The organism is Psychrobacillus sp. 05T411 (assembly GCF_056396485.1).
In genome coordinates this window covers 142,213-155,567 of sequence record NZ_JBFTLO010000005.1, presented here as the reverse complement: position 1 = coordinate 155,567, position 13,355 = coordinate 142,213, and the positions used below count along the sequence as shown (strand labels likewise).

The window sequence follows — 13,355 nt, the reverse complement described above, 5'->3', positions numbered from 1 at the left end:
ACCATGGAAAGAAGGAAAAAGTCGTTTGAAGTTTTAAGGGGGAATACGAAAATGGATGCAATAGAAGTACTAACGAATTTAGATAAACTGAAAGTGTGTTTTCAACCAATTTTTAGTGCGGAAGAGCATATTGTTATTGCTTATGAAATCTCTGGGAAGCTTCTTATAAACGATCAAGAGGTAAATTTAAAATCATTTGCTTATGATGAGGACATTCCAGAAGAGTACCGGGTGGAAGTGACGCATAAAATTTGGAGTCTTGCTCTTTCCCAATTAATAAAGGAAGCGAAAGGTTTTGACATTTATTTGCCGTGTAATTCGAATTTACTTGTGCTTGATTATGGGGAAAGTTACTTTGATATCATTAAACAATACATTCCAGAAAATGAGTTGGAACGTATCGTTATCGTCGTATCAGAGCATAACTTTAAAGGTGAATTTAAAGAACTGAATAATGTGCTTCGTTATTTACGGACATATGGGATAAAAATTGCTATAAACCAGGTTGGGTCAGAAAGTCACCTAGATTATATTAATATGTTATCGCCTAATATATTGAAGTTGAATATTGCAAAGTTGAGTTATGAATCTTGGGGTGTGGAAAATGATTTGTTCACATCACTTAATACAATGGCGCGAAGAATTGGTGCGAATATGTTATTTGAAGGCATCGATAGCGTACATCAGCTTCAATTCGCATGGAAAAATGGAGGACGCTATTATCAAGGAAAGTATTTAGCTGATGTACATCCAGCAATGATTCCACGAGAACAATTAAAAGAAAGCTTTAAAGAAAAATGTCGGCAGTTCATCTCCGCAGAAAAAAGGCTACTTGAAGAAAATTATAAGGAGCTAAAAAGTTTGCAGAGTATATTAGAAAAATCTGTACACCGTTTAAAGCCTACATGTACTGATACAGAACAACTACTAGCACTTGCTCATGCCCTCAATGATTATTCCTTCCGTCTTTATATTTGCGATGAAGAAGGTTTTCAAACGTCTCCTAATATTATGCAGATAGATAAGGAGTGGTGCGTACAAAAAGAAGCGATTAATAAAAATTGGAGTTGGCGTCCATACTTTTTGAAAACCATTATTACTATGCGAAATGATCAAAGTGGTGTCTTTTCGGATGTGTATAGCGACATCGTAACAGGGGAGATGACGCGCACTTTTTCTGTTCCAGTTAATGCGAATGAGTATTTGTTCATCGATATTTCCTATGACTACTTATTTAAGCGGAATATTTTTAGGTAAAAAAATAAATCTTCTAAGCCAATAAATAATTTTCAATTGCTGAAAGAGAACTGAATGAAGAAGGTCTTGTCGAAAGTTGAATAATCATAGTAACTCCATTTATGACGAATCGCCATAGATGGAGTTTTTTTACGTAGAAAATATTGTGCAACTCTATTAAAAACTCCCGGAATAGTATATAAGGTCTTTTTTAATGGAAAAAAATATAAATTTACACGCTTTATGTCACGCGGGATTGACGAGCATTTTATTGTAATTATCGACAAAATACTAGTTCTTAAGATTCATATATTAGATTGACAAAGCTGTGAAGGCTAAAGTAATATTCGGAATATACTAAAAATTAATGAGTTAAATTTGAAAGGGGAATCCCGGTGGAACCTATTTTAGAGATAGAAGCRGTGTCTTTACAATTTGGAGGAGTAAAAGCATTAGATGACGTCACCTATCATATAGAAAAAGGGGAGATTTTCTCACTTATTGGTCCTAACGGTGCTGGGAAAACAAGTATGCTCAACTGTATTAGCGGTTTATATCAGCCAACTAGCGGTTCCATCCGTTATAAAGGACAGGAAATTGTTAATATGAAGCCCTATCATCGGACAACACTTGGGATTGCAAGGGCTTTTCAAAATATAGCATTGTTTGCTCATATGTCCGTATTAGACAATTTGAAGCTAGGTAGACACACATTATTGAAATCGGGTGCTATAAGTGGGGGATTGTATGTTGGTAAAGCGGCCAATGAAGAAATTGAGCATCGTAAAAAAGTGGAAGAAGTTATTGAGTTTCTAGAACTGCAAGATATACGGCATACGCCTGTTGGAACACTTCCTTATGGATTACAAAAGCGAGTGGAAGTAGGCAGAGCCCTAGCACTCGGACCGGAGCTAATATTATTAGATGAGCCGATGGCCGGAATGAACAATGCAGAAAAGGACTTAATGGCTCGCTTTATATTAGATATGCATGAAGTAATGGATATTACGGTTGTATTGATCGAGCATGATTTAGGTATCGTGATGAATTTATCCGATCATATTGCAGTTTTAGATTTTGGAAAACGAATTGGATTTGGTACACCGGAAGAAATACAGAAAAATCCGGATGTAATTAGGGCTTATATTGGGGAAGAAACCGTTATTTAGAAAGGTGGAAAAAGCGTGGGGTCAGAAAAAACATTACCTAATCTTTTAGCGGAACGTGCGTCCAAGAAAGAACATGAAGTTGCATTAAGGCAAAAACATCTAGGAATATGGAATGAAATCACATGGGGCGACTATTTTAAAAAGGTAGAGCAATTATCCCTTTCACTTTCCCAAAAATTGAATTTTACAAGAGGTGAAAAACTCGCAATTATAGGAGAAAACCGACCACAGTGGCTCTATTCACAAATGGCTGCTCAAAGTTTAGGCGGTATTTCAGTTGGGATTTATCCAGAATCGCTTCCAGAACAGCTTATATATTATTTAAATGATTGCCAGGCCCGTCTTGTTGTGGTGGAAGATCAGGAACAAGTAGATAAATTGCTGGAAATTGAAAAAGAGATTCCATTTGTCGAACATATCATTTTTTACAATAAACAAGGAATGCGCCATTATAAGCACTCAAAGTTACTAGATTTTGAAGAACTTTTGGAGACTGGGGGTAGTTTAGTAGAGGATAATCCTTCCTTTTTTCAAGGGAAATTGGCGCAAGGACTTGGAGATGATCATGCTATGATCGCGTATAGCGCAGCAACGACTGGCAAACCAAGAGGAGTATTGCTTACGCATGAAAATTTGCTAGAAGCTGCTAGAAACCTTACGATGGTCGACCAAATGGAAAACAAAGATGATTACTTTTCTTTTTTACCGCTATCATGGATTCATGAACAAGTAATCAGCGTTGTTATTCCATTATCGACTGGAATGGTCGTAAATTTTCCAGAAAAGCCGCATACGGTGATTGGTGATTTACGTGAAATAGGGCCGCAAACACTGCTAGCACCACCTAGGGTTTATCAAAAATTCATGTCCGATTTTACTATCAGAATGGAGGGGGCAAGTTGGTTTAAGAAAAAGGTCTATCAAACTTTTAAGAAGTTCGGAGACAAAATGGCACAGGCGAAGCTAACTAAACAACCTCTCTCACTTGGAGAGAAAGTCATGTACCAACTTGGTGATTTCCTTGTGTTCAGTGCGATTCGAGATCATCTTGGATTAGCTAGAATAAAAAGGGCCTATATCGCAGGAGCAGCACTTCAAACGGAAGCCTTTTATTTTTTTCATAGTCTTGGAGTAAACGTAAAACAAACTTATGGAGGAACGGAATTAGCTGGAATTGCATTTGTTCAGCATGATGACGATGTTAATGTGGAAAGTTCAGGTGTACCTCTACCTGGAACAGAAGTAAGAATTGGCGAAGATGGGGTTATTTACGTAAGAAACTCCTCTATTTCTACACAGTATTTACATGAGGAAGATCGCCAGACAATGATAGATGGATGGACTACTCTCGGAGATTGTGGGCGCTTAGGAACAGATGGGCATCTTTATATGCTCGACCGACAAGAGGATATTATCAAGGACCCAAATGACAAGCTCATTTATCCGAGAATAGTAGAAAGTAAATTGAAAACAAGTCCATATATACAAGAGGCTGTTTGTTTTGGTAAGGATATGCCGTATATAACTGCTATTTTGAATATCGACTTAAACAGTGTAGGTCGCTGGGCAGACAAAAACCGCATTGTGTATACCGAGTATTCCGATTTAGCAAGAGACCCTCAGGTTATCGAGTTTATCGAACAACAAGTTGCAGGGTTAATGGGGCAATTACCATCTCACGCACGTGTAAAAAGGTTTTCTATTTTACACAAACAGTTTAGTGCGGATGATGGAGAACTTACACGTACATTAAAAGTGAGAAGACAGTTCATCGAGGATAAGTATCAAATGCTTATTAATGGTATGTATTCCGAGACTGAAAAAGTAACAATGACTAATTTTGAGAAAGAGTCTATTGGGGAGATCAGTTTACAAGTTATTCAGTTGAACATGAAACAGGGGGTGGCATAAACATGACTTTTTTTCTACAAATGCTCGTAACAGGAGTGGTTGTTGGCAGTATTTACGGACTTGTTGCATTAGGATTCGTTCTAATTTATAGAGCTAGTGGTGCATTAAATTTAGCGAACGGAGAGTTCGTTATTGTTGGACCTTATATTTGTTTAATCTTAATGACTGCTTATAAAATCCCTTTCATCTATGCATTGATTATAACGCTTGTTTTTAGCGCAGTTCTAGGATTAGTTGTGGAGAGACTTGTTATTAGACCTATTCAAAATGCACCGGTCGTATCCGTCATTATGGCCACTATAGGATTGTCGAGTCTTCTAGGTGGGGCGGTGCATATGATTTGGGGGCATCAGACACGTACATTCCCACCGGTTTTTCCACAAACACCCATTAATATAGCGGGAGTCGTCATCACTCCTGTTTATCTGTGGTCGTTTATAGTGGTTGTTGTGTTGCTTGTTATTTTTTCTCTTTTCTTCAAGTTTTCTAAAATGGGGATTGCGATGAGAGCAGTTGCAGATGATCGTCAAGCGGCATTATCCATGGGGATGAGCGTGAAATACGTTTATGCCGCAACTTGGATGATTGCCGCGGTAGTAGCTGCAGTTGGGGGAGTACTCCTAGGTAATATAAATGGTTTAAGCCCTACGATGTCAGCAATCGGTTTAACAGTATTACCTGTCGTTATTCTAGGAGGGCTGGATAGTGTTTTAGGAGCAATTATTGGAGGATTTATCATAGGTATTGTTCAAAACTTAGCTGGAGGTTATTTGGATCCTCTTGTTGGAGGGGGTCTGAAAGATGTCGTTCCTTTTATCATTGTCCTCCTTATATTGATGATAAAACCTCATGGCTTATTTGGTAGTCGAAGAATCGAGAGGGTGTGATAGATTGCGAAACTTATTTGTAAAGGAAAGCGGGAATTATAAAACTTCCTATAAAGACGATATGAGGTTGTTTGGGACAACCGGTGCAAAAGTCAAAGCCCTACTTATTGTTCTTCTAGTTCTTGCATTGCCCCTTTTTGTATCCAATTACTGGATAGGGCTGCTAACATTATGTGCCATTGCTTCTGTTGGGGCAATCGGTCTTAATATTTTGACTGGTTTAACAGGACAAATATCGATAGGAGTAGGGGCATTTTTAGGGGTAGGAGGGTATACTTCAGCGATATTGACATCCACTTACGGTTTAAGTTTTTGGATTGCATTGCCAATTGCCGGCATCATAACAGCATTAATAGGCGGTTTGTTTGGGATTCCGTCATTACGCTTGAAAGGCTTGTACTTAGCAATTGCCACCTTAGCTGCTCAAGTTATTATTCTTTTTGTTATTAGCAGATGGGATAGTTTAACTGGTGGAACGGCAGGCATGGTGCTTAACAGACCTAAAATTGGAGAATTTTCTTTATCAAGTAATACAGGTTATTACTATTTATGTGCCATTATTCTTCTCTTAACCGTATTATATGCAACGAATTTGATAAGAACTCGAACTGGTAGAGCTTTTTTGGCAGTACGTGATCGTGATATTGCAGCGCAAATTATGGGGATTAATCTATTCCAATATAAAGTAATGGCATTTGCTATAAGCTCCTTTTTTGTTGGAATTGCGGGTGCATTATTAGCGCATTACACGATGATTGTTAGCCCAGAACTTTATAGTTTTCATGTGTCGATAGAATATTTGGCCATGATCTTAATAGGAGGTTTAGGTAGTGTATTCGGTTCCATTTTAGGGGCAGTCTTTATCACCCTTTTACCTGTAAGTTTAAGTTCAATCATTGACGTTTTAACAGCTTTTGCGCCGGATTTATACCAACTACTTTCCGCTTTTAAAGATTTTGTATTTGGAGCAGTTATTATTATATTTTTAATATTTGAACCAGGCGGGTTAGCTCATATTTGGCTCAATTTGAAGAAGTATTTTAAATTATGGCCGTTTTCCTATTAGAATTTCGTTTTATAAACAAAGGGGGATATTTATGAAAAATAGAAAAAGTATGTGGACAAGCTTGTTAATAGGAATCATGTTCGTATTATTGCTTGGTGCGTGTTCAGATGAAAAAGTAGCAGTAAGCGGAGACGTGAAAAATGGGGAGAGAACGGTTGTAATCGGTGGGCTTTACGATATAACTGGAGGAACTGGTGATGTTGGAACACCCTATGCAGAAGGAGAGCAAGCGTATTTTAAGTATTTAAAAAGTAAAGGCGGAGTAGAGGGCCTAAATATTGAATTGACTGGGAAAGACTACGCTTATGAAATTCCTCAAGCACAAAAGATTTATCAGGAACTTCGTGATAAAGAAAAGGTTTCCGCTGTACTCGGTTGGGGGACTGGTGATACGGAAGCTTTGCGTCAACAAGTAGCTAGCGATAAACTTCCATTCTTTTCTGCTTCCTACTCAGAAAACTTAAAAAGTCTGGAAGAAAGTCCCTATAATTTCTTAGCTGCTGCATCTTACTCGGATCAAGGGCGTTCCGCTTTGAAATGGATTAAAGATAATCATAAAGGATCGGATCCAAAGGTAGCGTTATTATACAATGATACTGCATTTGGACGTTCACCGATTGAAGATATTAAAGCATATGCAGCTGAAATTGGTATTGAAGTTGTGGATGAGCAAATTGTCGATGTGCAAGCAACAGAAGCACAATCACAATTGTTAAATATGCAAAAGAAAAATCCTGACTATGCCATTATTCAAGAAACATGGGGGGCAACTGCGACCATTTTAAGAGATGCTAATACACTAGGTATTGAGACACAGTTTATCGGTTTGAACTGGGCATCTGGTGAAGGTGTAATTGATATTGTTGGTAATGACATTGCGGAGGGCTATATCGGAATTCTTTCGCATGCTATGCCATCAGAAGATCTTCCAGGCATGGCTGAAATAAAAGAGTATTTAGATGGGGAAGGAAAGACTTTAGAAGACATTAATCAAAAATTCATACAAGGTTGGACAACTGCCAAAATTTTAGTAGCAGGAATTCAAGAAGCTGCTAAAAACCATCCAGAAGGTGAATTAACTGGGGAAGAAATTCGTTCAGGTCTAGAGTCTATCAAAGATTTAGATCTAGGTGGTTTAGGAGCTCCTGTCAGCTTTAGTGCAGAGAACCATACAGGTACTGAAAAAACACGTCTTGGCATTGTGAAAGGCGGGAAATGGGAGCCGTTGACTGATTACTTCAGCCATAAAGATTAATAAATGAATTTGGTAGAAAGGAGAATACAATGCTCCATGTAAATAATATTGAAGCGGTCTATTCGAAAATCATTTTAGCCTTGAAAGGGATGTCACTTCACGTACCAGAGGGAAAAATTGTTGCGCTTTTAGGTAGCAATGGAGCGGGAAAATCGACAACTTTAAAATCCATTTCTGGACTACTCTCTGGTGACGGCGGACAAATCACAGATGGGTTAATCGAGTTTCAGGGGAAAAATTTGAACAATATGACACCTGATGTAATTGTAAAGAATGGTATATTCCTTTGCATGGAAGGGCGGCATGTATTTAGAGATTTAACTGTCGAAGAAAATTTAATGGCGGGAGCGTATTCTCGTAAGGATCGAGCTAATATTAAAGAAGATATGGATAAGATATTCGTCTATTTCCCAAAACTAAAAACTTTACGTTCAAGAAAAGCGGGTTTCTTATCTGGGGGAGAGCAACAAATGCTCGCTATTGGTAGAGGTATTATGGCAAAACCAAAGCTATTATTACTGGATGAACCATCCTTAGGGATTGCTCCATTACTTGTAAAAGAGATTTTCCAAATCATTAAGCAAATTAACCAAGATGAGGGTACATCCATGTTAGTAGTGGAGCAAAATGCCAATGTCGCACTCTCCATTGCGGACTACGGATATATTATGGAAAACGGTAGAGTCGTCATGCAAGGAAATGCAGACTATTTACTATCCAATGGGGAAGTTCGCGAACATTATTTAGGAATTGGAAAAGAAGAAAAGAATTATAAAGAGAATAAAGTATATAGACGCCGGCAAAGGGTAGTGTGGTAACTTCCTGTAAAGCTGAATGGTTTAAAATTCCGAATGAACGAAAAGTATCATTGAACTTAATCAATGATACTTTTCCATTCATTATAAAGGGATGGGTTAAGATTTTTTACATGTTGCATGAACTCTTCTAAATAGCCTTTTTTTTTCAATCCATCTAATAACTTTGAGGGATTAGACCTAAACGAACCGAATGCTCTCTTCAGGTCTATTACTTTTACTTCCATATTTTCATTAAACAAAATATGACGAACCTCTGTATCACGTCTCTCAAATCCTACTCTTTCCAATTCAGTCAACATAGCTAGAATTTTTTTCACTATAGGTTCAGGCAGTTGCTTCTCTTTTTTTAAATACTGAGGAAGAGAGATTCCTTTCACATACTCCATAACTATATAGTTTGGTCCATCCTCATAAAGTCGGGGAATAACAGGGGATGATTGTCCCACCTGCAGCGCTTTCAGTTCCAATTCTTTTGTTTGTACCTTCTCGAAAATTTTAACACAACGGTCAGTTGTCAATTGAAAGACGGATCCATCTGCTCCTTTTCCTATCAGTTTATATTTCTTTAAGTTCTTTGTACTGGGTTTCCCTTTATTCTTTGCTACTATCGCCCAAAACTTTTCCATTACTTATCACTCCCTTATCATATAAAAATAATTTGTATTAATATAATCCGAGTTCTTGTCCCCAAATCGTTATTTTTTCCAAGTATCTTTTTAGAAGTACACTTTTTTCTCCCCTTAACACCCTGCGTAGGTGATTAAGCAGCCTCTTCTCTAAGGTTCTCTGTAAATAAGTCATTTTTAAAAGCAGTAAGGGATCCATCTGGAATATAATTCCATGTTTTTTCATTTCTTCACTGTATAAATGGACACAATGTTTTCGAATCTCATCGGCATCTTTATGCCAATCGGTTCGAAAATCGATTAATATTTCGACTAAAACGACAAGATCAAACCAAACAGGAGCGTATTTTGCAGATTCCCAATCGACCAATCGAACTTGCCAGTCTTGATCTTTTATTGCATTATGACAGCTAATATTATGAACATGGAGATCTCCATGAATGAGACACAGACCATTTTGCATGATTTCTGGGAAATAGATGGGACCTTTTTTCAATATTTTTTGAATGATATCATAGCTAGGTGCCACTATTTCTCTTAAACTAGGATCTTTCATTGCTAAATCAAGGTACTTCCTCGTATTTTTTATATGGTTTTTTCGCTCCGAAGCCATCGACTTTGAATGATAATTGGGGAGCCAAGAATCAAAAGCATCCCCATGTTGTAAAATACGATTCTCAAATGTCTGCGCATGAAATCTCGCCACGATTGGAATGATTTGATCGTAGTGTTTTGGGGCAAGGGGAATTTGCCCACGTAATGGCTCTACATATTCAATAAACATCCAGGTTTCATCCTTATTTACATTCGATTCGACCCAATATACTTTCGGCATAAATTCATACAGAATTTTATTTGCTTTTAGATACATATTAATTTCAACTATATGATTTTCATTAAGAGGTGGTTTGTAAATTTTAAGCACGATCGGAATGGATTCCACTTTATCAGTAATCATCAGTTTCCAAATGCTCGTTTTTTCACGAGAATTTTTGAGACATTTTATTTGTGTGTCCACTAGTTCGACATTTTTACCGAGAACATCTTCAAACCTGTCTTTCCAACTAAAATGCTGCCATTGTCTTATAATTTCATCGTTGCTACTCAAAGGGTTGTTCACTCCTTTTCATCGTCTCCACCATAAATTTCGCAGGTGGGATATAAAGCTTCTAATAAATGGAAGTGGATCATTCCATGCAAAAAGAGCTTCTACTTTTTTCCCTGATAGCCCCTTTAACCAATTGGCCAGTGTCATCTTCCCATTTCTTCTATTTTGAACAAAAGAAATAAAATCTCGAACTAGATAAACCCATTTTACTCCATCTTTTTGACTCGTTACTGGTGATGGATTTTGATCGGTTAACAACAAATAATATAAGTAGGCTAAGTTAACACCGACTGCGGTTGATAATCTTTGTGTAAGCCCGATTCTTGCGTTGATCTCAATAAATTTTAACTCTCCATCTCTTTGATCTCTTTTGAATTCTGTAATGGCCAAGCCTTTGAACTTTATCTCTGAGAGGAAAGATACAGCTTTTTGAATAACTTCCTCATCTCTTTTACTAATGACCATAGCAGAGGAACCAAAATTAGGAGGAAACTGATGAATTTTTTGGTTCATCCATATGCCAGTCAAATTCATCTGATCATCAAAAAGCGTTTTTACGGAATAGATGCATTCTTCATTGCCGGGAATCACTTCTTGGAGCATCAGTTCACCGAAAGGTCGGTAAATAAGATATTCTTTTCGTAATTCCGATGCTTGATCTACCATAATTGCTTTTTTGTACAAATTATGATCGATTTGCTTACGGAAATCAGATGAATGGACTGGTTTTAAAATACAAGGGAAGGTGATTTCATTAATGATTTGTTCAAGTTGAGTCTCATTGTGGATTGCAAAGGTTTTAGGACATGGAATATTATGCTTTACGGCTAATTCATACGTTAATGTTTTATCTAACACTGCTTCAACTAGTGAGTGTACTGGTAATAAGAAACGATAGTAACGATATAATATGGATCTATGTTTAGATATAAAATGGACAAAATCATCTGAGCCCGCATAGAGAACAGGTTTATTGTTAAGTTTCTTTCCGAAAATAGTTAGAAATTGAAGTAATTCTTTTTCATCAGAAACGGGATTAGGACAAATACCACAAGTTGCATGACGAGTTTTACCAATTTCATATTTACCTTTTATGTCAAATGCATACACTTTAATACCTTTTTCTTTCAAACTTCGAACGATTCCAATCCCCGTGGCGCTTAAATCCAATACAACAGCGGAAATATTATGTCGCATCTTTTTTCTCTCCTTGGCATTGAAAAGATTGATAGATTTCTTCTGTTTTTTTTACCATATTCAAACTTGTCAAATGCTTATTTGCAAATGCTTTTGCATTTTGAGCTAAGGTTTCCCTTAAAGATGAGTCGCGTAAAAGAAGAGATAATTTTTCGGATAATTGGAGAGCATTTTTTTGTTCTACAATTAATCCTGAATGCTGGTCCTTGATGATTTCCAGAATGCCGCCGCAATTCGTCGTAATAATTGCTTTTTCGGCAAACATCGCTTCGATAATGGAAATCGGTAACGTATCGCTTGTGGTTGGTAGAACAAAAATATCAGATTGGTTTAACAATTCAGGCACATCAGTTCTAGCTCCTAGAAAGAAGACATTATCTAATTGTAAAGTGTTCACCTGAGCTTCCAGTTGTTCTTTCATTTCTCCATCGCCTACAATCCATACCTCAACATTTTTGAGAGCGCTTTCTAATAGCGCGAGAGCTTCAAACAAGTATTTATGACCTTTACGAGGACGAAGACGTGAAACACAAGTAATAATTGTTTTGTCTTTTGCTGTTTTTTTAGTGTTCTCTAAATTAAAATCAAGACCAGTATAAATAGTTGTCATTTTACTATCTTCAACTCCCATATTTTTCAAAAGGGGGCGAAAGGCTTCACATAGGATAATCATGTGGTTGGAACTCTCTGTGGCCTTTTGATCCATTGATAAAAAGTAGGCTTCTTCTACGGAACCCTTTTCCAAAAGATTAAACTGAAGTCTACGATGAGTCATAAAACCATGTGGGGTAAACAATAGTGGTTTTTGGTAATAGCGGTTTATTCTTCCGAGTACGTTGGCTGTAAAACGGTCTTGTGCGTGAAAAATATCATATATCTCTAAATTCATGTTTCTTAACATCATTTCATAACTAGCTAGACGTACATTTTGTTTTACAATTACTTGGCTGGAACAACCGTAGCGATTATTATAAAATTGCTCGGTTTTGTTAGTAAAATTATTTTCCATTTCTTTCATAATATCTCGAGGAAATTGATTGGGAGCAATAACATCAACAATATGTCCTAACTTTTCCAAGCCGATCTTAAGTGTGGAAATATAGTTTTGAAGTCCTCCTACAGCAGGATAGTCCCAAAACGTAGTAATTAAAATTCGAAGTTTTTTACTTTGTATCGCTTCAATAGATGATTGCTCTTTATTCTTTACCTTCATTTTTTCTGTCTTTGTTTCTTCGTAGGAAGGGGGCACACCATAGTAATGGTCCGTAACGGAGACATGATAAGGATCCGGGAAAGAGAGAAAATGTAGATTATTCATTTGTTTATCTATCATTTCCAAATCCTCCTAATGGTTTCAAAAGCTTCTGCATATTCAACGCCAATAGTCATCCMACGTACCTGGGCTAAATGTTTTACACCTTTGTAAGAGCGTGGGTGAGGGAATGGTCTCATTTCTACATCATAGAACTGAAGTGCCTCTAGTTTTTCTAAGATCGTATCTGTAATATCGACATAATAATTAGGTTTAAAGGACTTATCATTCGTATGATGACTCCATTCACTGGAAGAAACAGTTTCAAAACAAAGGAGTTCAATCGCCTTTTTGCCAGGTAACGGACGGGCGGCTGTTAATACGGCTTGAAACACAATTTGATGGTCCTTATTAATGTCACCGTAATGATGGGTAAAAATCATAGATGGTTCATACTTAGCTATTAAAGATTCAATCTTTTTGATAATTACATGTAATGGAAAAGTTTCTAATAGTAGATTTGGATATTCTAAGAAAATAGACTCCTCTATCCCTAGGTATTTATTTGCATTTGACACTTTTTGCTGCATATTTTGCTCTTCTTCTATCCGTCCTTTCGCCATAACAACAGTGATAACTTTGAATCCATTGTTAATTAGTTTCTTTATCGTTCCACCGCTTCCGAGAATCTCATCGTCAGGGTGTGCAGCAATTACTAAAACTCTTTCATTCATCTTATTCACCCTCTCAAGTTTAATAGTGATTCACTATACTGAATCGATTAATTATGCTTGTTCTTTAAAATCATGTAAACACAGAGTGCAGATTAG

At 37.0% G+C, this 13,355-nt stretch carries 12 protein-coding genes; 7 read left to right on the top strand and 5 right to left on the bottom strand.

Going from position 1 to position 13,355, the window contains the following annotated elements:
- The first annotated feature begins 51 nt into the window (after positions 1-51).
- The 7 genes from AC1DFT_RS05650 (at position 52) to AC1DFT_RS05620 (ending at position 8,342) form a co-directional block, all read left to right on the top strand.
- The gene (locus AC1DFT_RS05650) at positions 52-1,257 is read left to right on the top strand and encodes an EAL-associated domain-containing protein (RefSeq protein WP_477918216.1); all 1,206 of its coding nucleotides are present in this window, start codon (positions 52-54) and stop codon (positions 1,255-1,257) included.
- A 374-nt stretch (positions 1,258-1,631) separates the two neighbouring features.
- Positions 1,632-2,405: an ABC transporter ATP-binding protein gene (locus AC1DFT_RS05645; RefSeq protein ID WP_477918215.1), complete on the top strand. Its 774-nt coding sequence runs from the start codon at positions 1,632-1,634 to the stop codon at positions 2,403-2,405.
- 15 nt (positions 2,406-2,420) lie between these two features.
- Positions 2,421-4,316, top strand: coding sequence for an AMP-dependent synthetase/ligase (locus tag AC1DFT_RS05640; protein ID WP_477918214.1), 1,896 nt, complete (start codon positions 2,421-2,423; stop codon positions 4,314-4,316).
- Between the two features lie 2 nt (positions 4,317-4,318).
- Positions 4,319-5,203 (top strand): branched-chain amino acid ABC transporter permease, encoded by an 885-nt coding sequence (locus AC1DFT_RS05635; protein ID WP_477918213.1) that lies wholly within the window; start codon positions 4,319-4,321, stop codon positions 5,201-5,203.
- Between the two features lie 4 nt (positions 5,204-5,207).
- A complete protein-coding gene (locus AC1DFT_RS05630; protein ID WP_477918212.1) occupies positions 5,208-6,269 on the top strand; it encodes a branched-chain amino acid ABC transporter permease in 1,062 nt (353 codons plus the stop codon).
- A gap of 31 nt (positions 6,270-6,300) precedes the next feature.
- Positions 6,301-7,524: an ABC transporter substrate-binding protein gene (locus tag AC1DFT_RS05625; RefSeq protein WP_477918211.1), complete on the top strand. Its 1,224-nt coding sequence runs from the start codon at positions 6,301-6,303 to the stop codon at positions 7,522-7,524.
- A gap of 29 nt (positions 7,525-7,553) precedes the next feature.
- Positions 7,554-8,342, top strand: a complete 789-nt coding sequence (locus AC1DFT_RS05620; protein ID WP_477918210.1) for an ABC transporter ATP-binding protein — start codon at positions 7,554-7,556, stop codon at positions 8,340-8,342.
- Between the two features lie 56 nt (positions 8,343-8,398).
- Here the strand turns inward: AC1DFT_RS05620 and AC1DFT_RS05615 are convergent, their stop codons facing one another.
- Genes AC1DFT_RS05615 through AC1DFT_RS05595 form a run of 5 tightly spaced genes read right to left on the bottom strand, consistent with a single transcriptional unit; the run spans position 8,399 to position 13,259 of the window.
- Positions 8,399-8,968 (bottom strand): lipopolysaccharide kinase InaA family protein, encoded by a 570-nt coding sequence (locus tag AC1DFT_RS05615; protein ID WP_477918209.1) that lies wholly within the window; start codon positions 8,966-8,968, stop codon positions 8,399-8,401.
- A gap of 37 nt (positions 8,969-9,005) precedes the next feature.
- Positions 9,006-10,076: an aminoglycoside phosphotransferase family protein gene (locus AC1DFT_RS05610; protein WP_477918208.1), complete on the bottom strand. Its 1,071-nt coding sequence runs from the start codon at positions 10,074-10,076 to the stop codon at positions 9,006-9,008.
- Positions 10,077-10,094: 18 nt separating this feature from the next.
- Positions 10,095-11,273, bottom strand: coding sequence for a carboxylate--amine ligase (locus AC1DFT_RS05605; RefSeq protein WP_477918207.1), 1,179 nt, complete (start codon positions 11,271-11,273; stop codon positions 10,095-10,097).
- Positions 11,263-12,606: a glycosyltransferase family 4 protein gene (locus AC1DFT_RS05600; RefSeq protein WP_477918206.1), complete on the bottom strand. Its 1,344-nt coding sequence runs from the start codon at positions 12,604-12,606 to the stop codon at positions 11,263-11,265. Before AC1DFT_RS05600 ends, AC1DFT_RS05605 begins: the two co-directional genes overlap by 11 nt.
- Positions 12,603-13,259 (bottom strand): PIG-L deacetylase family protein, encoded by a 657-nt coding sequence (locus AC1DFT_RS05595; protein ID WP_477918205.1) that lies wholly within the window; start codon positions 13,257-13,259, stop codon positions 12,603-12,605. Before AC1DFT_RS05595 ends, AC1DFT_RS05600 begins: the two co-directional genes overlap by 4 nt.
- Between the last annotated feature and the right edge of the window lie 96 nt (positions 13,260-13,355).

Coding starts and splice junctions, on each gene's coding strand:
- AC1DFT_RS05605 (WP_477918207.1), bottom strand. CDS start 11,273: ATGCGACATAATATTTCCGCTGTTGTATTGGATTTAAGCGCCACGGGG.
- AC1DFT_RS05625 (WP_477918211.1), top strand. CDS start 6,301: ATGAAAAATAGAAAAAGTATGTGGACAAGCTTGTTAATAGGAATCATG.
- AC1DFT_RS05635 (WP_477918213.1), top strand. CDS start 4,319: ATGACTTTTTTTCTACAAATGCTCGTAACAGGAGTGGTTGTTGGCAGT.
- AC1DFT_RS05615 (WP_477918209.1), bottom strand. CDS start 8,968: ATGGAAAAGTTTTGGGCGATAGTAGCAAAGAATAAAGGGAAACCCAGT.
- AC1DFT_RS05600 (WP_477918206.1), bottom strand. CDS start 12,606: ATGATAGATAAACAAATGAATAATCTACATTTTCTCTCTTTCCCGGAT.
- AC1DFT_RS05620 (WP_477918210.1), top strand. CDS start 7,554: ATGCTCCATGTAAATAATATTGAAGCGGTCTATTCGAAAATCATTTTA.
- AC1DFT_RS05650 (WP_477918216.1), top strand. CDS start 52: ATGGATGCAATAGAAGTACTAACGAATTTAGATAAACTGAAAGTGTGT.